Origin of the sequence: Pseudomonas sp. Fl4BN1, assembly GCF_009908285.1 — a bacterium.
GTDB lineage: Bacteria > Pseudomonadota > Gammaproteobacteria > Pseudomonadales > Pseudomonadaceae > Aquipseudomonas.
The window spans coordinates 65,754-83,963 of record NZ_JAAARM010000006.1 but is presented as its reverse complement, the minus strand read 5'-3'; the positions used below and the strand labels follow the sequence as shown (position 1 = coordinate 83,963).

Below are 18,210 nucleotides of genomic sequence, written 5' to 3'. Positions count from 1 at the left end.
GTCTAGGTGCGTCGCTGACCGAGCCAGCGATCCAGGCCCAGCAGCACCAGCGACACCAGTACGAACCCCGCCAATATCCCCAGGGCATTGAGCAACACCTGGGGATAGCCCAGTTTGTCCACGGCGATAAAAGGATAGGGGTACAACCCCAGCAAATGCCCGCGCAGGAGCAGATAGGCGAAGTACAACAGCGGGTAGAGCATCCACACTCCCAGGTGCCTGAGGCGCAGGCCGCCCTTGGGCACGCAACACCACCAGTAGATCAGGAACAGCACGGGCATCACGTCGTGCAGCAACTCATCCGCCAGCCATTGCCAACCCTGGGGATGCCACAGGTGACGTAACAGCAGGCTGTACGCCAACCCCACCAGCACAATACTCGCCGCCACGGCGCCACTGACCCAGGGCTGGAGCATGAACGCCTGCCCTCGGGAAACTCGCAGGTTCAGGGCACAGGTCAGCACACTGGCCACCAGGGTGTTGCTGAGCACGGTAAAGAAGCTGAAGAAATTCACCAGGCCACCCAGCAGACTGGCTCCAGCCTCCCAGCGCAGCAGCAGGATCAGGTACAGCTGAACCGCCAACCCCAGCCAGCCCAGCACGGCAGCAACAGCGGTCAGGCCGCGCCGGCTGAACAGCCCCTGCAGCGATATACCCGCCATGGGACTCCTTAAAGCGGACGCTTGGTGCGCTGCAGTTTGACGTAGAGCTTCTCGACTTTCTCCCGAGCCCATGGGGTCTTGCGCAGGAAGGTCAGGCTCGACTTGATGCTTGGGTCGCTCTTGAAGCAGCGGATATCGATGCGTTCGGCCAGCCCCGACCATTCGTAGTGTTCCACCAGCGCCTTGAGGATCTGTTCCAGGGTCACACCATGCAGCGGGTCGGTTTGGGTATCGGTCATGCCAGGCCTTCGAACGGAGAAAGAAAAGGAAGCCGCGCACCTTATCCGAGGGCATGCGCCCGCGCCAGAGCGCTTGAGTAACTGTAGCCGCTGCCGCAGGGCGCGATCGACTTGGGCGGCATCGCGTCGAAGGGACGTGGCGAGGTCAAGTCCACTGCTGGTTCTGAGTGCTTGTGGTTCGGGGGCAAACCGGGTGGGCGGCAGTGGCGACCAAAGCGTTGACGCATGAAAAGCGCAAAGTTCCTGGCTTTTCGAAATAAAAGAGATGTTATATTGTATCAATCAATAACAACTCACCCGCATTCTGGACACCCCCGTGTCCCGCCTGTTTTTTGAATCAAAGCGCGCTGCGCAACGCTTGCCAAGGAATGACCGATGTCCCTCTCACCCCTTCGCCCTTCTCGCTCTTTACTGTGGCGCCTGTCGCCGCTGTCCGCCGCCTTGCTGCTCGCTTCCCAGGCTCAGGCCCTGGAACTAGCGCCTCAGGTCATCACCGCCAACCCACTGGGCAGCACGCAAATGGCCGCGCCGAGCACCGTGCTGGAAGGCGAGCAACTGACCTTGGACCAGAAAGGCAGCCTCGGTGAAACCCTGAACAAACAGCCAGGCGTGTCCTCGTCCTACTTCGGTCCGGGCGCCAGCCGGCCGATCATTCGTGGCCTGGACGGCGACCGCATCCGCATCCTGCAGAACGGTGTCGGCGCGCTGGATGCCTCGTCATTGTCCTATGACCACGCAGTGCCCCTGGACCCGGTCAACGTCGAGCGCATCGAAATCGTCCGTGGCCCGGCGGCCCTGCTGTACGGCGGCAACGCCATTGGCGGAGTGATCAACAGCTTCGACAATCGCATCCCCACCGAGGCCATCGAGGGTATTCATGGGGCCGGTGAACTGCGCTACGGCGGCGCCGATACCACCCGCAGCAGCGCCGGCAAACTGGAAGCCGGCGACGGCACCTTTGCCCTGCACCTGGACGCCAACTCACGGCAGTTCAATGACCTGAAGATTCCCGGCTACGCCCGCAGCCGCCACGCTCCAGCCAGCGAAGACGGCGACGGCAAGAAAGGCCGCCTGGGCAACAGCGACGGACGCCAGGACGGCGGTGCCATCGGTGGTTCCTACACCTGGGACGACGGTTATGCCGGCCTGTCCTACAGCAACTACGACTCCAACTACGGCTCCCCCGCCGAAGAGGACGTACGCATCCGCATGAAGCAGGACCACTACGCCTTCGCTTCGGAACTGCGCAACCTCCAGGGCCCGTTCAGCTCGCTCAAGTTCAACGCCGGCTACACCGACTATGAACACCGCGAGATCGAAGGCGGCGAAACCGGCACCACCTTCAAGAACAAGGGCTACGAGGCCCGGGTCGAGGCCCGGCACCAGCCCCTCGGCCCACTGGAAGGGGTGATCGGCGCCCAGGTCAATCGCAACGAGTTCTCCGCCCTGGGCGAAGAGGCCTTCGTGCCGCAGACCGATACCAACAGCGGCGCGCTGTTCATTCTTGAAGAACTGCAAGCCACTGAACGCCTGAAGCTCAGCCTCGGCGGTCGCCTGGAACACACCACCGTGGATCCGGACAGCAAGGGTAACGAACGCTTCGCCCAGGCCGACAAGTCCAGCAGTTTCACCGCCGGCAGCCTGTCCTCCGGCGCGGTCTATACCCTGACGCCGGTCTGGTCCCTCGCCGCCACCCTGGGCTACACCGAACGCGCCCCAACCTTCTATGAGCTGTATGCCAATGGCGCCCACGTCGCCACCGGCACCTATGAACTGGGCAGCGCCAAATTGTCCAAGGAAAAGGCCGTATCCAGTGACCTGGCCCTGCGCTTCGACAACGGTACCCACAAAGGCAGCGTCGGCGTTTTCTACAGCCACTTCTCCAACTACATCGGCCTGCTGGGCACAGGGCGGACCCTCAATGATGAAGGCGAAGAAGACGCGTCGGGTATTCCCGAATACGCCTACTCCGGGGTGCGGGCACGTTTCACCGGGATCGAGGCTCAGGATCGCTGGAGCCTGGGGGAAGGCGCCTATGGCAAGTTCGCCCTGGAACTGTCCGGCGACTACACCCGGGCCAAGAACCTGGATAACGGCCAGGACCTGCCGCGCATTGCTCCGCTACGCCTGAACAGTGGCTTGCTGTGGGAACTGGACCGCTGGCAGGCACGCCTGGATGTACAGCACGCGGCCAGCCAGGGACGAGTGCCGGACAACGAAAGCGGCACCGACGGCTACACCACCCTGGGGGCCAGCGCCGGCTATCGCTTCGATGTGGGTGGCAGCCAGTGGCTGGCCTTCGTCAAGGGCGAGAACCTGACCAACCAGACCGTGCGCTATGCCAGCTCGATCCTGCGGGATATCGCGCCGGCTGCCGGGCGCAGTGTGGAAGTGGGGTTGCGGACCACCTTCTAAACCCTTCGCCGGCAAGCCGGCTCCTACAGATCCGTGTAGGAGCCGGCTTGCCGGCGAAAGCGATCTCAGCGATAACGCCGTGGATCGGCCTCGATCAGGCTCGCCAGTTGGGTCAGGGCAAAGCGCAGCTCGTCCTGGGTGGTGGGCGACATCAGCACCACCCGCACACAGCGCGAACTGGCGCCACGCTCCACCTGAAACTGCGTCCCGCTCATCACCAACACTCCGTTGGCCCGGGCCAGAGTGGCGAACTCATCGCCAGTCCAGGGCTCAGGCAACGTCAACCACAGGTGATAACTGTGGGGCTGGGTCTGGATCTGCAAACCGGCAAACACCTGCCGGGCAATGTCCTGGCGCGCCGCGGCTTCAGTGCGTTGGGTCTGCACCAGCTTGCGATCCAACCCCTCGACAATCACGTTGCTGGCCAACTGCGCGGTCAGCGGCGAAGGCATCCACACACTGCTGCGGACCATCGAACTCAAGCGCGACAACAACTTCGGCGGGCTGTAGAGGTAGCCGACCCGCAATGCCGGCATGATCGCCTTGGACAAACTGGTGAGGTACACCGAACGCTCCGGCGCGTAGGCCGAAAGCGGCTTGATCCCGGGATCGGTGGCAAGAAACCCGTAGATATCATCATCAATGATGAGGAAGTCGAACTCCTCGGCAATCGCCGCGATCTGCGCCCGACGCCCTGGCGACATGATCGCCGTGGTGGGGTTCTGGCAACTGGCGACGCACACCAGCAACGCCGGTTTCTCCCGCAGGCACTGCTCGCGCAAGGCTTCGGGAAGCATCCCCTCTTCATCCATCGCCACGCCACGCAAGCGCCGTTCCAGGCCATGGGCCACGGAGATGATGCCCGGGTAGCAGAGCGACTCGCAGAGCACCAGGTCACCAGCGTTGCTCAGGGCACTGATCGCCACCATCAGCCCATGCTGGGCACCGGAGGTGATCACTACCTGCTGCCAATGGGCCTCGGGCAGAGAGTGCCGCAGCCATTGCGCCCCGGCCTCGCGATGGGCCGGGTGGCCGCCATCGGGGGCGTAGTCCAGGGCGCGACCGAAATCGCTGCTGCGGGCCATGCCTACCAGGGCGCCGCGCAGCCAGTATTCCAGGGTTTCGCTGTAGGGCTTGATGATCGACAGGTCCAAGGCCTCGGACTGCCCCAGCGACAGCGACGGCGCACTGGAACCTTCGGCCAACACCTGCGGCGGCTGCGCCAGCACATAAGTGCCACGCCCCACTTCGCCCTGTACCAGGCCGCGACGCTGGGCCTCGCTGTAGGCGCGGCTGATGGTGCCGGGGGTGACATTCAAGGTCACCGCCAGCTCGCGCAGGGTCGGCAAGCGGTCACCATCGTTCAACAAGCCGCTGCTGATATCTCGCGCCAAGGCGTCGGCGATGGACAGGTAGACCGGTTGGTTGAACTCGCTTAACTGGGGAACCCACATGAAGGCTGATGACCATCGGCTGCGTTGAGGTGGACCGGAGCATATCACAGGCCTGCCGTGCTCTCGAATCGACTCAATCCACACATTGATTTGATAATCGAGCAACTGAAAAAGCTGCAGAACATTCGATAGATTTTTTCATGATCAACATAAGTACTTATTAATCATTAAGTTTTTTAGAAAAATAGAAGATTTTCAGTTGGTTCAAGCGAGCCTTGCCTTAACGACCAATTGAATCGATTCAATTTTTTGAAATACACTCAATCACCGCCAACCTAATCGAATCAATCCCTTTCCCACCCTCCACTCAGTCGAGATGCCATGCACAATCTCAGAAAGGACCTGTCCCTCTCCGCCGTGATCGCCGGCTTGATCGCTGTGATCATTTCCTACGCCGGCCCGTTGATCATCGTGTTCCAGGCCGCCCGCGAAGCCCATCTGCCCAATGACCAGGTGTCCTCCTGGATCTGGGCCATCTCCATCGGCAGCGGCCTCACCGGCCTGCTGCTCAGCTGGCGCTTGAAAGTACCGGTGATTACCGCCTGGTCCACCCCTGGCGCGGCGTTGCTGGTGTCGATGCTGCCAACGGTATCTCTGCCCCAGGCCATCGGCGCCTACATCGTCGCCTCGTTGATCATCGCCGTGGTCGGGCTTTCCGGGGCTTTCGACAAGCTCATGAGCCGCCTGCCCAAGGCCATTGCCGCTGCCATGCTGGCGGGTATCCTGTTCCGTTTCGGCGCCGGGCTGTTTACCTCGGTCACCCTGCAACCGACCCTGGTACTGGCGATGATCGCCGCCTACCTGATGGGCAAGCGCCTGTCGCCGCGCTACGCGATTCTCGCCGTGCTGCTAGTGGGCTGCGCGGTGGCCGCCGGCCTGGGCGAGCTCAATGCCGGCTCGATGACCCTGGCCGTGGCCCAGCCGATGTTCATCGCCCCCGAGTGGAGCTGGCACGCCATCATCAACATCGGCCTGCCCCTGGCCCTGGTGACCCTGACCGGGCAATACGTGCCGGGCATGGCAGTGATGCGCAGCGCCGGTTACACCACCCCGGCGCGCTCGATCATTTCCTGGACCGCCATCACCTCGGTGCTGCTGGCACCCTTCGGCTCCCACGGGATCAACCTCGCCGCGATAACCGCAGCTATCTGCACCGGCCGTGAAGCCCATGAAAATCCGGACAAGCGCTATATCGCCGGAATCGCCTGCGGCCTGTTCTACATCCTCATGGGCATCTTTGGCGCGACCCTGGCCTCGGTGTTCGCCGCCCTGCCCAAGGAACTGATCGCGGCCCTGGCCGGCCTCGCCCTGTTCGGCGCCATCAGCGCCGGACTGAGCGGCGCCATGGCCGATGAGAAACAGCGTGAAGCGGCACTGATCACCTTCCTGGTCACAGCCTCGGGCATGAGTTTCCTGGGGCTGGCCGCCGCGTTCTGGGGGCTGATCTTCGGCCTGGTGGCGCACTTCGCCCTGAGCTATACCCGGAACAAGCCCGCCCTCGCCGGGGCCACCGTCCCGCGCTGAACCCGTCTGGACCCGGTGACTGTTACCGAATCCGAAACTGTTCATGTCAATAAAAGCGCTTTCTCTTGATGAGACAGCGCTTTATCCTTTGCACCCTGAAGCTGAAACGCTTCATCTTTCCTTTTGAAATCAGCGGCATGCCGCCTCGATCCAGCGTGATCAAGGCCACGCAGCCTGCCCTTGCTTCTGCCTATTCCTAGAAAAAGACCTGACTCGAATGCCTATGCCCATTTTCCAGCGCTTAAAAGACAGCGCTGTCCTGACTCCCGTTGCCCTGCCCAAAACCCTGAGCCTGCTCAGTGCCCTGGGGTTTGCCGCCTGCGCCCAGGCCGCACCGGCCTTCGACAGCGACTCACCATGGATGCTCGGCGACTGGAACGGCACACGCACGGAACTGGCCAACAAGGGCTACGACTTCAAGGTCGACTATGTCGGTGAAATGGGCGCCAACCTGCATGGCGGCTACGACCATGACCGCACCGCGCGCTACAGCGACCAGTTTGCCTTCGGCAGCCACCTGGACCTGCAGAAGATCCTCGGCTGGGACGACGCCGAATTCCAACTGACGGTGACCAAGCGCGACGGCGACAACATCAGCAACGACCGCATCAACGACCCGCGCGTCGGCGGCTTCACCTCGGCCCAGGAAGTCTGGGGCCGTGGCCAGACCTGGCGCCTGACGCAGATGTGGTACCAGCAGAAATTCTTCGACCAGAAGCTCGACATCAAGGCCGGTCGCTTCGGCGAAGGCGAAGACTTCAACAGCTTCCCCTGCGACTTCCAGAACCTGGCGTTCTGTGGCTCCCAGGTCGGCAACTGGGCCGGCGGCATCTGGTACAACTGGCCCGTCAGCCAGTGGGCACTGCGGGTCAAATATCACCTGACTCCCGAGGTGTACGCGCAGATCGGTGCCTATGAACAAAACCCGTCGAACCTGGACCGTGACAACGGCTTCAAACTCAGCGGCAGCGGTACCCAGGGCACGGTAGTGCCGGTGGAACTGGTGTGGACACCCAAGCTCAACGGCCTGGCAGGGGAATACCGCGCCGGTTACTACTACAGCAGCGCCAAGGCCAGCGATGTCTACAAGGACCGCAACGGCCAGCCTGCTGCTCTGAGTGGCGAGGCCTACCGCAGCAGTTCGAGCAAGCACGGCCTGTGGCTCGGGGTCCAGCAGCAAGTCACCAGCGTCGCCAGCGATCATTCCCGCGGCCTGAGCCTGTTCGCCAATGCCACCGCGCATGACAAGAAAACCAACGCCATCGATAACTACGTCCAGGCCGGCCTGGTCTACAAGGGCCTGTTCGATGCCCGAGCGAAAGACGACATCGGCTTCGCCCTGGCCCGGGTCCACGTCAACCCGGCGTTCCGCAAGAATGCCCAGGCCAGCAACCAGGCCCGGGCAATCTACGACTACGACAACCCAGGCTACCTGCCACCCCAGGACACCGAATACAGCGCCGAACTGTACTACGGCGTGCACCTGGCCAACTGGCTGACCGTGCGCCCCAACCTGCAGTACATCCGCCACCCCGGCGGCGTCAGCCAGGTGGATGATGCGCTGATCGGCGGGATCAAGATCCAGAGTTCGTTCTGAGGCCCAACGGCACAAAAACGACTCGCCCAACACTTTTTCGCTGAACCAAGTCCGCGCCTGATCGTCATCTACAGTGAACATGCGCGGGAACACTCTAAACGTCACGGAGAACCACACTATGAGCACTGAGGGTGCTTCAAGCCCGAGCCGCTTGCTGCCAAGCCTGCTCGGAATCTTGCTGCTGCTAATGGGCCTGGCCTTGCTGGCCGGGGGGATCAAGCTGAGCATGCTCGGCGGTTCGCTGTACTACGTCCTGGCCGGTATCGGCCTGACGTTGACCGGCCTCCTGCTACTGGCCGGTAAACGCGCGGCGCTGGGCCTCTACGCCCTGGTACTGTTTGCTAGCACCGTCTGGTCGTTGTGGGAAATCGGCCTGGACTGGTGGCAACTGGTGCCACGCCTGTCGCTGTGGTTCGCCCTCGGCGTGGTCCTGCTGCTGCCCTGGTTCCGCCGCCCGCTGCTGCGCGATGGCCCGGCCCCCATGGGCACCGCAGCCCTGAGCGTGGCCGTGGTGCTGGCCGGTGGCGCCGCCATTGGCAGCCAGTTCACCCACCCGGGGGAAATCTCCGGTGACCTGGGCCGCGATAGCACCGACATGACCAGCACCGCGCCGGCCATGCCCGACGGTGAATGGCAGGCCTATGGTCGTACCGAATTCGGCGACCGCTACTCGCCGCTGAAACAGATTACCCCGGCCAACATCGGCAAGCTGCAGGAAGCCTGGCGCATCCGCACCGGTGACATGCCGACTGCCAAGGACCCGGTGGAAATCACCAACCAGAACACCCCGCTGAAGGTCAACGGCATGCTCTATGCCTGCACCGCCCACAGCAAGGTGCTGGCCCTTGACCCGGATACCGGCAAGGAAATCTGGCGCTTCGACCCACAAATCCAGGGCCCCAACGGCGATGACTTCCGTGGCTGGGCGCACATGACCTGCCGTGGCGTGTCGTACTACGACGAAGCCAACTACGCACAGTCCGACGCCATCAGCCAGCCGGCCAGCCTGTCTCCAGCCGGCCAGGCCATTACCGCCAGCTGCCCGCGTCGCCTGTTCCTGCCAACCGCCGATGCGCGCCTGATCGCCATCAACGCCGACACCGGCAAGGTCTGTGAAGACTTCGGCAACAAAGGCGCAGTGGACTTGAAAGCCGGTATCGGCACGTTCACCCCGGGTGGCTACTACTCCACCTCGCCAGCCGCCATCACCCGCAACCTGGTGATCATCGGCGGTCACGTCACCGACAACGAATCGACCAACGAGCCGTCCGGCGTAATCCGCGCCTTCGACGTGCATGACGGTCACCTGGTATGGAACTGGGACGCCGGCAACCCCGACGAAACCACCCCACTGCCAGAAGGCAAGACCTACACCCGCAACTCGCCGAACATGTGGTCTCTGGCCAGCGTCGACGAGAAACTGGGCCTGGTCTACCTGCCACTGGGCAACCAGATGCCTGACCAGTGGGGTGGCGACCGTACCCCCACCTCCGAGAAATTCAGCGCCGGCACCGTGGCCCTGGACATCGATACCGGCAAGCTGCGCTGGAACTACCAGTTCACTCACCACGACCTGTGGGACATGGACGTGGGCAGCCAGCCGACCCTGCTCGACATGAAGACCGCGAACGGCGTCAAGCCAGCGCTGATTCAGCCGACCAAGCAAGGCAGCCTGTATGTACTGGACCGTCGTGACGGCACCCCGATCGTACCGATCCAGGAAGTGCCGGCTCCGACCGGCGCTGTCGAAGGCGACCACAGTGCACCAACCCAGGCCCGCTCGGACCTGAACCTGCTGCCACCGCCGCTGAACGAAAAAGCCATGTGGGGCGCGACCCCATTCGACCAGATGCTGTGCCGCATCCAGTTCAAGGAACTGCGCTACGAGGGGCAATACACCCCGCCGTCGGTGCAGGGCAGCCTGATCTACCCGGGTAACGTCGGCGTGTTCAACTGGGGCAGCGTCTCGCTGGACCCAGTGCGCCAACTGCTGTTCACCAGCCCGAACTACATGGCCTTCGTTTCCAAGCTGGTGCCTCAAGCCGAAGTGGCTGCCGGCAGCAAGCGTGAAAGCGAGACCTCGGGCGTGCAACCCAACACTGGCGCGCCTTACGCGGTGATCATGCACCCGTTCATGTCGCCGCTCGGCGTACCGTGCCAGGCGCCGGCCTGGGGCTACGTGGCCGGTATCGACCTGACCACCAACAAAGTGGTGTGGAAGCACAAGAACGGCACCAGCCGTGACAGCTCGCCGATCCCGATTGGCCTGCCGATGGGCGTGCCGAGCATGGGCGGTTCCATGGTCACTGGTGGTGGCGTGGGCTTCCTCAGCGGCACCCTGGACCAGTACATCCGCGCCTATGACGTGAAAAACGGCAAGGAACTGTGGAAGTCCCGCCTGCCAGCGGGCGGCCAGGCCACACCGATGAGCTACACCGGCAAGGATGGCAAGCAGTACGTCCTGGTGGTTGTGGGCGGCCATGGCTCCCTGGGCACCAAGATGGGCGACTACATCATTGCCTACAAACTGGCGGAATAAGCTCTACCGGCAGGGATGAAAGGGGCGGCTACCTTGGGGTAGCCGCCTTTTTTTGTGCCGTTCGCACTCCCCGTAGGAGCTGGCTTGCCAGCGAAGGCGTCCGCCAGGGCGATGCATCATTCGCGGGCCTGTTCGCCGGCAAGCCGGCTCCTACAAGGTGCCTGGCGTTTGATCTTGCTCGACCAGCAGCCCCTCAAAGGGCGGTCACCGAAAACTCCTACAACCTGCGTCGAATCGCATCACCTTGTCCATCAAAGGCTCAGCCTCTAAGGTCTGACCTGTCACCGGCAAGACCGTGACAGGGTGTGGAAGCCCCTATCTCGTTAGGCGTACACAACGCCACCTAGTGGCCATTCCGACTCCTGCGAGAGGGACCCAAGCAATGAACAACAACGCCGCTGACCAGCCGGAGCAACGCTACATGCCCCTCACCAGCAACGACTACAACATCCCCGCCCTGCTGGTGGACACTCAGGCGCCACTGGACGCGCTCCACGAAGCCGCCGCCTACCGCATCCGCGCGGCCACCCAGTTGCTGGAAAACATCGCCAGCCACGACAACCTCCAGAGCAACCCGGCCCTGCTCCAGGATTTCGCCCAACTGTGCGTCATCCCCCTGCGCGACGGCTGCGACCTGCTGGACGTGCTGGGCCGGCGCCTGCAGGAACAACTGCTGACCTGACCCCGATCCGGGACCGCGCAGTCGGTCCCATCAGGCAGCCCTGATCGCCACTCCCTCCGCCCCGTAATTGCAAAGCGACATTAGCCCATTTGTGCTAATCGACCCTCCCCCATCCCGGCGATATAGTGCCAACCCACCACCCGTTCCTCTCAACACCGCCGTTTGCGGCGTGGGGAGCGGCTGCGCCGTAAAAAGCACAACAACACCAAGGAAGACTCATCATGAAACTCCACTCCAACGTCCGCCCCCTTGCCCTGCTCAGCGTCCTGGCCCTCGCCCTGGGCGGTTGCGCCATCGCCAAGCCCAGCAACGACGACCTCAAGAATCGCGCCCAGACCACCCTCGGCAAGCCCGTGAATACGGTCTCTAACGTGCGCAGCGACGCCTCCCAGACCTACTTCACCGCCAGCACCAGCAACGGCGCATACGACTGTGTGTTGCCCAGCGGTGGCATGGTCGCCTTCGCCAGCATGGGCGGAGTGGTAGCGCTGCCGGCCCAGTGCACCAAGCAGTAAACAGCTAGCCCCTGGCCCCCAGGTTCGCGGCGACCACCGGCACCTGCACCATGGCAGGGCTATGTCACGCGAACACTGCAATTTCTTCAAAGGTTTTGAACCCATGAACTCTCGCTTCTTCATGGTGGCAGGCACGCTCCTGCTCGCCTGTGCCTTGAGTGCCTGCGCGCCGCGTCAGGGACGAACCCTGGACGAATACCCGCCGGTCAAGATTTCCACCGTGCAGTACCCCGACGTCCCCTTCGACACCCAGGCCGCGCGCGCCGCCCTGCAACCCGGCAGCGCAACCCTCACCGGCAAGTTCTGCATTGTCGGCAACGACGGCATCGAGGACAGCCGCGACGTCAAGATCTATCTCTACCCGGTCACCCCGCACTTGCAGGCCTGGCATAAGTTGCGCGCGTCCCAACCCGAAGGCGCACCGGTGAGCATGGTCCCCGAGGCCGTGGCCGTGCACCGGGTGACCCGGACCAACGGCAACGGCATCTTCCAGTTCAGCGGCTTGCAGCCCGGTCGGTACTTCGTCCAGGGCCAGGACATGGTGTACGGCACCAGCCGCTGGAACGAGTACGTGGGTACCGGGCAGAGCAACACCAACTACGGGCCGGTAACCACCCACTACTACACCGAGCGCAGTTCGACCTCTTCGAACTCGGGGATGCTCGACGACTTCGTTGAACTCGCCAGCGGCGAGAACAAGAAACTGACCATGACCAACTATCCCCTGCTTATCCCATGCCGGACCTGGTAGCGGCCTCTTGCACCACGGCCCTGTGAGTGGATGCCATTGGTGTCTCGCGCAGGGCACGCAAGGTGCTGCGCAGTTCCACCGGGCGTACCGGCTTGGACAGGATGGCAATGTTGCGGTCGTGCAGGGCGGCGTGGATCTTTTCGATGTCGTGCCCGGTGATGATCAGCGCCGGCACCTCCCAGCCTCGCTGCCGACGGATGCTGTCGATGCACTCGATACCCGAGGCGCGGGTACCCAGGTCGTAGTCGGCGACGATGATGTCGCAGTCGGTCAGCAGATCCTCCCCGCTCGACTCCGCCTGGACCACACACCCCCAGCGCTCAAGCAGCGCCGAAGTGGCCAGCAGCACGTTGCGGTCATCTTCCACCAGGCAGACCCGCAATCCGGTCAACAGGCCGCTCTGAAGGGCTTCGTCACGATTGCGCAGTTGCTGTGGTGCAGCCAGTGGCAGGCCATGCAGAGACACCGCAGTGCCCCGCTCAAGCCGCGAGCGGATCGTCACCTCCAGGTCGATCAACTGCCCCAGGCGCTTGACGATGGACAACCCCAGGCCCACGCCTTCAACGTCCTTGTCGCGCACCTGGCGAACCCGGTAGAACTCATCGAAGATCTTCGGCAGATGCTCCTCGGCAATCCCCCGGCCCTGGTCATAGATGACGATGGCCAGGCCCTGGCCACGCCGGCGCACGCCAATCAGCACCGGCCGTTCCGCCGCGTACTTGAAGCAGTTGGACAGCACGTTCTGCACCATGGTCGCCAACAGCCCCGGGTCAACCCGCACCCAATGGCCGCAAGGCCGCAGCCGCAGTTCAACACCGGCCCAGCGCGCCGCTTCAGTGTTCTGACGCACCAGATCGCGCAGCAATTCGCCCAGGTGCACGGTTTCGTACTTGGGTTGCACCCGCCCGTTGTCCAGGGTGTAGAGATCGAGGATCGAACGGAACAACTGCGACACGTTGAGCAGCGAACGGTCGATGTTATCCACCATGCGCCGCTCATCAACGCCCAGGTTGGCTTCACGCAGGCACGCGGTAAACAACCCAATGGAATGGATCGGCTGGCGCAGGTCGTGGCTGGCCTGGGCCAGGAAGCGAGACTTTTCCAGGTTCGCGGCAATGGCTTCTTCCGAAGCCAGGCGGGTACGCTTGAGCAGGATATGGGCGTACACCGGAATCACCGTGCTGGTGATCATCAGCATCAGCACCATGTAGGGCTGAGCCTGCCAAAACGGGGTCAGCAGGTAGACCACGAACAGCGCGAACAGCGCCAGAACCGTGGCGATGGCCAGGTAGCGCGAGCCAAAGCGCATGCCATCGCCCAGGTTGACCCAGACCATCACCGCATAGATCGGCAGCGCCCCCTCTCCGCCCATCACCAGGCCGTAACAGGTACCGCTGTAGTCGTAGACCATGCCCAGGATGCGCCGCGCCGGATAGTGCCCGGGCCAACGGGCAATGGCCACACGCAGGACGATCGAACCCAGCATGAACAGGGAAATATAGATAATCACCGGCACATAGGTATCGATATCCTGCCCCGGCAGAAAGCCGATCAAGCCAAACCAAACCAGGGCACAACCGGCCACGATGATCCGCAGGGTGGCCTGGTCGAGTTCGCTGTCCTTCTCAACTTTCATCCAATCACCTCCTTGTGCAATATGCGTTGCCATGGTTTTTTGCCCCTCTGCACCACAGCATCCCGGACACGACCAGCGGGCCGTTACAACATCGCGCGCCAAGTTAGCATGCTCACAGAAATGGATGCTTCAAGGAGTTTCAACACATGACGTGCCGGATTATCGTCGCCGACGACCACCCGCTGTTTCGCGAGGGCATGCTGCGCACCATCCAGCGTCTGCTGCCCGAAGCCGTGCTCGAAGAGGCCGGTGATCTGCCCGCCGTGCTGGAGCTGGCCAATAGCGGCGAGGAGCCCGACTCGCTGATTCTCGACCTGCGCTTTCCCGGGCTGACCTCCGTGAGCATGATTGCCGACTTGCGCCGGCAATTGCCGCGCACCTCGATCATCGTGGTGTCGATGGTCGACAAACAGCAGCTGATCGGCGAAGTCATGGCTGCCGGCGCCGATGGCTACATCGGCAAGAGCATCTCCCCGGAGGAGATCGGCCAAGCCATCCTGGCCATTCGCCAGGGCGAAGTGCTGGTCAAGTACGCCCCTTCCGGCCTCCTGCTGCCCCTGGATGCCGGCGCCGAGCTGAGCCAGTTGACCACTCGGCAGCAGGAAGTACTGCGTCTGATCGCCCAGGGCAAGACCAACAAGGAAATCGCCCGTGAGCTGGATATCTCGCCGTTCACCGTGCGCATCCATGTGTCTTCGTTGCTCCATACCCTGAAGGTGCCTTCCCGGGCGGCGGCGGCAGTAAAGTTCGCCGGGGCCTGGTAAACCGGGATAGCGCCCAGCCAATTGCCGATGGCGAGCACCAGCACGCTCAGCCGTTGTTTCCCCTGCCATGCGGTTAACACTGGGAAGCCTGCCGCAAATGAGGCAGCATCGGACTCGGCACGCCTGTATAAACGCCATGGCATCGGGCGGCACGCCAGGAACAGCGTGCTGGCGCGGCCGCCCCAAGCAGGAGAAAAACATCATGAATACGGATAAACGTGATGAATTGTTCGATCAGCTACAACACTGGTTTGGTGACTCGGAAGCCGCCAACTGGAACGAATACACCACCGAACAGGTGGCCAAGGGAGTGCTCCAGGCCTTTACCCTGGCGCAGTGGCAGCGGCTCGGCGAGACGCTGTTGTCACGACCCGAATACTGGCAGCACCGCTGTGCGGTGTCCCTCGGGGAGCTGCGCACAGCGCCAGCCATCAAGTTGTTGAAACGCCTGTTGGCGGATTCGCCCTACCTGGATGTACGGGTCATGGCGATCTATGAACTGGACTGGGCGGAGGCGGTCATCGAGCAGCGCTACGCGCCCTGTATCCTGGAAATCATGGACAACCTGAGTGAAGAAGGCATCGAGCCGGAACTGCACAGCCTGCTGACCAAGGCCGAGTCTGCCGTCCCCTGAACGACAGGCTTCGGACGCCGGCCGGCATGTCCCGGCCGGCCATCCTGCCCCTCAGCTCGGCACCCGGGACTGCAACAACCAACGTTCAAAGGCTTCGGTCGGCAATGGCCGGCTGATCAGGTAACCCTGTACCGTGTCGCAGTGCCAGCTTTCCAACAGCTTCAGGCAATGCTCGAACTCCACCCCTTCAGCCACGACCTTGAGCCCCAGCTTGTGGCTCATTTCAATGGTCGAACGCACGATCACCGCATCGCCGCTGGTCTCGTCCAGGTTGCGGATAAACGACTGATCGATCTTCAGTTCCTGCACCGGCAAGCGTTGCAACTGCGCCAGGGATGAATAGCCCGTGCCGAAGTCATCCACCGACAGGCTGATGCCACAGCCTCGCAACTTCTGCAGCACCGCCAGCGACTGCTCTGGATTGCGCATGATTGCGCTCTCGGTGATCTCGAACACCAGTTGCTCGGCCGCCACCTGATAGCGCTCGAGGAAGTCGCTGACGCGGGCATCCAGGCCATCGCCCTCCAGGTCGCTGGCGGAGATGTTCAGTGACAAGCGCACCGGCAAGGCCCGGCGATTCCACTCCGCCAACTGGCGAATGCAGGCCTCGATGACCCAGGACGTCAGGCTGTGCATGCTGCCGGTACGTTCGGCCAGGGGAATGAATTCCGCCGGCGAGACCACGCCAAACACCGGGTGCTGCCACCGCAGCAGGGCTTCAGCCTGATGCAGGTAATCCCGGCGCAGGTCGAGCTTGGGCTGATACAACAGAAACAGTTCACCCTCTGCGGCAGCGCGACGCAAATCGCGAATCAGGCTGATCTGCCGTTGATGGGCCAGATCGCGGTCCTGCTGGTAGATCTGCAGATAGCCGGGCTTGAGCGAGGCATCATGGCGGGCAATGGCCGCACGGCTGATCAGTTCCTCGGCAGACTGGCCGTCGGCGGGATACACCGCCACACCCATGCAGATCTGGCGTCGGACTTCATCCCCCTGAATCAGTTGCGGTCGGCTCAGCAAGCCATGCAGCCGGTCAGCCATGACAATGGCACCGTCGAGCTCGGTGTTTTCCAGCAACAGGAGGAATTCACTGGCGGTGATCCGCGCCGCCGTGTCCCCCTGGGACAGCACTTCGCGCAGCCGCCGGCTGAGCTCGCCCATCATCTGCTCCAGCCCTTCCCTGCCGAAGCCTTCGTTGATCGCCCGATAGTTGTCGATCCCCAAGTACAGCAGCACCACATTGCGCCGGACGGCGATGGCCTTGCTCAGACGCTCGATGGCCAAGGCGCGGTTGGGCAGCCCCGTCAGCGCATCATGCAGGGCGTTATGTGCCAACTGACGTTCGCGAGAGGCAATGGCGCTTTGCATGGCGTTGAAGGCATCCGCCAGCACCCCGAACTCATCGCTGCGCTTGACGGTTACCGGCGCCTGATAATTGCCGGCACCGATACGTCGCGCCGCCTGGGCCAGGTCTTCCAGGGGGCGCGAGACCCGTCGGGCCATGAACAAGGCTCCGGCCAGCGAAACCACCAACGCCACCATGGCAATCCACAAGAACTCCCGATCCAGCGGCGCAAACGCTTGCAGTGCCTGCTCCAGGGGGCTTTGCAACAAGGCCATGACCCGCGGGTCGTCACGATCGCCAGTGTTGGCCAATTGCAGTGCCTGGTTGAGAAACCGCTGGCCATGGGTTTCGCTCAATTCTGGCAAGGACTGCCATAGGGAATCACTCAAAACGCGAATGATCGGTGTCCAGAAGAACTCCGGCTGGGTACTGAACAGCTCCCCGGGATGTGGGCCATCAACGGTCAGGAATGAGACTTCCAGGTTGCTCATGGAGCGCAGTTCTCGAGCGAACAACTCGTCCATGGGAAAGCCCATGACCACCCGGGCGATAGGTAGCGAATCCAGCACTTCCCCCTGGACCAGCAGGTAGGGGCGGCCCTTGATCGCAACGAACAGCATATGGGTGTTGTGTCGCAGGGCTCGGCGCAGGGCCTGGTCGTAGGGAAAATGCTGGTCTCGGACAATGTCCGCCAGGGTGCTGGCGATAACCCGCCCCTCGGGGCTGAGCACAAACATCTCGCTGGAACGGATACCGCCGCTGTGTTGAGCCAGGGCCGCGAGGATATCCACCGCTTTGCCACTGAGCACCGCACGGCGAAACTCCGAATCCACCACCAGCCAGTCGACCCCGTATTGCAAGTTGCGGCCCCGCAGATCCAGCAGACGCTCAAATACCCGGGTGCCGATTTTCAACTGCAGCTGAGCCTGCTTCTCCACCGCCTGGGTGGTGGCGGTCTTGACCGCGAAATACACCGCTCCGATCAGCACCAGCAACAACAGCGCCAACACCCCGACAATCCTTGCCTGGAAGGTTCGGCGCCACTTCATAAGGTTGCTCTCGACAACTCCGATGGCACGAAAAAACCTGAAAACGACTGCGCGGATGGCCGCCGCCGGGAGCTGAAAAGTCCGTTCTTCATACCCATCCCTCAAGAGAAGCTGAATGCGCGCGTCAAATAAATGCCAGTCTCATTCCAGCATGACTGGCACTCAGATTAATCCTCAACCAACAGAAGATCACGCAATAAAACAGGTGTTACCTCAGTCATTTTATTGACAAATCGTATCAGACGGACACTTCAAACGCTCTCAGAAGACCTGCTCGGCACGCCCGGACTGAGCATAAAACCCTACGCGGATACCCGCTGGAACACCGTCTGCGCCATACCTGAAAGTGCCTCGGGCAGACTTTTTGGCGTTCCAGAAAAATGCTGAAACCAGTTTCCCATTGA

Annotated in this window: 14 protein-coding genes; 9 read left to right on the top strand and 5 right to left on the bottom strand. The window is 62.4% G+C overall.

Going from position 1 to position 18,210, the window contains the following annotated elements; translation table 11 throughout:
• Positions 1-2: 2 nt before the first annotated feature.
• Positions 3-662: a Pr6Pr family membrane protein gene (locus GV818_RS08940; protein ID WP_161758308.1), complete on the bottom strand. Its 660-nt coding sequence runs from the start codon at positions 660-662 to the stop codon at positions 3-5.
• Positions 663-670: 8 nt separating this feature from the next.
• Positions 671-901 carry a VF530 family DNA-binding protein gene (locus GV818_RS08935; protein ID WP_016966714.1) on the bottom strand — a complete coding sequence of 77 codons (231 nt, stop codon included), beginning with the start codon at positions 899-901 and terminating at the stop codon, positions 671-673.
• 375 nt (positions 902-1,276) lie between these two features.
• Between GV818_RS08935 and GV818_RS08930 the strand changes: the two genes are divergently transcribed.
• Positions 1,277-3,316, top strand: coding sequence for a TonB-dependent receptor (locus tag GV818_RS08930; RefSeq protein WP_161776380.1), 2,040 nt, complete (start codon positions 1,277-1,279; stop codon positions 3,314-3,316).
• A 65-nt stretch (positions 3,317-3,381) separates the two neighbouring features.
• Here GV818_RS08930 and GV818_RS08925 read toward each other — a convergent pair whose 3' ends face one another.
• The gene (locus GV818_RS08925; RefSeq protein WP_161776379.1) at positions 3,382-4,770 is read right to left on the bottom strand and encodes a PLP-dependent aminotransferase family protein; all 1,389 of its coding nucleotides are present in this window, start codon (positions 4,768-4,770) and stop codon (positions 3,382-3,384) included.
• Between the two features lie 321 nt (positions 4,771-5,091).
• On the opposite strand from GV818_RS08925, the gene GV818_RS08920 reads away from it, so the two are divergent.
• The 6 genes from GV818_RS08920 (at position 5,092) to GV818_RS08895 (ending at position 12,378) form a co-directional block, all read left to right on the top strand.
• Complete coding sequence (locus GV818_RS08920) at positions 5,092-6,294, top strand: benzoate/H(+) symporter BenE family transporter (RefSeq protein WP_161776378.1); 1,203 nt, start codon at positions 5,092-5,094, stop codon at positions 6,292-6,294.
• Positions 6,295-6,517: 223 nt separating this feature from the next.
• Complete coding sequence (locus GV818_RS08915) at positions 6,518-7,891, top strand: carbohydrate porin (protein WP_161758393.1); 1,374 nt, start codon at positions 6,518-6,520, stop codon at positions 7,889-7,891.
• Between the two features lie 118 nt (positions 7,892-8,009).
• Complete coding sequence (locus GV818_RS08910) at positions 8,010-10,430, top strand: glucose/quinate/shikimate family membrane-bound PQQ-dependent dehydrogenase (RefSeq protein WP_161776377.1); 2,421 nt, start codon at positions 8,010-8,012, stop codon at positions 10,428-10,430.
• Between the two features lie 382 nt (positions 10,431-10,812).
• Positions 10,813-11,112, top strand: a complete 300-nt coding sequence (locus tag GV818_RS08905) for a hypothetical protein (protein ID WP_161758303.1) — start codon at positions 10,813-10,815, stop codon at positions 11,110-11,112.
• A 221-nt stretch (positions 11,113-11,333) separates the two neighbouring features.
• Positions 11,334-11,627: a hypothetical protein gene (locus tag GV818_RS08900; protein ID WP_161758302.1), complete on the top strand. Its 294-nt coding sequence runs from the start codon at positions 11,334-11,336 to the stop codon at positions 11,625-11,627.
• 103 nt (positions 11,628-11,730) lie between these two features.
• Positions 11,731-12,378, top strand: coding sequence for a carboxypeptidase-like regulatory domain-containing protein (locus GV818_RS08895; RefSeq protein ID WP_161776376.1), 648 nt, complete (start codon positions 11,731-11,733; stop codon positions 12,376-12,378).
• On the opposite strand, the gene GV818_RS08890 is transcribed toward GV818_RS08895, so the two are convergent.
• Positions 12,356-14,014: an ATP-binding response regulator gene (locus GV818_RS08890; RefSeq protein ID WP_161776375.1), complete on the bottom strand. Its 1,659-nt coding sequence runs from the start codon at positions 14,012-14,014 to the stop codon at positions 12,356-12,358. The genes GV818_RS08895 and GV818_RS08890 overlap by 23 nt on opposite strands.
• Before the next feature lie 146 nt (positions 14,015-14,160).
• Here GV818_RS08890 and GV818_RS08885 point away from each other — a divergent pair, with 146 nt between their 5' ends.
• Both GV818_RS08885 and GV818_RS08880 read left to right on the top strand, forming a co-directional pair.
• Positions 14,161-14,778 carry a LuxR C-terminal-related transcriptional regulator gene (locus GV818_RS08885; protein ID WP_161776374.1) on the top strand — a complete coding sequence of 206 codons (618 nt, stop codon included), beginning with the start codon at positions 14,161-14,163 and terminating at the stop codon, positions 14,776-14,778.
• Between the two features lie 202 nt (positions 14,779-14,980).
• Entirely contained in the window at positions 14,981-15,412 is a 432-nt protein-coding gene (locus tag GV818_RS08880) for a HEAT repeat domain-containing protein (protein ID WP_161776373.1), read from the top strand.
• Positions 15,413-15,463: 51 nt separating this feature from the next.
• Here GV818_RS08880 and GV818_RS08875 read toward each other — a convergent pair whose 3' ends face one another.
• Entirely contained in the window at positions 15,464-17,806 is a 2,343-nt protein-coding gene (locus GV818_RS08875; RefSeq protein ID WP_161758297.1) for a putative bifunctional diguanylate cyclase/phosphodiesterase, read from the bottom strand.
• Positions 17,807-18,210: the final 404 nt, after the last annotated feature.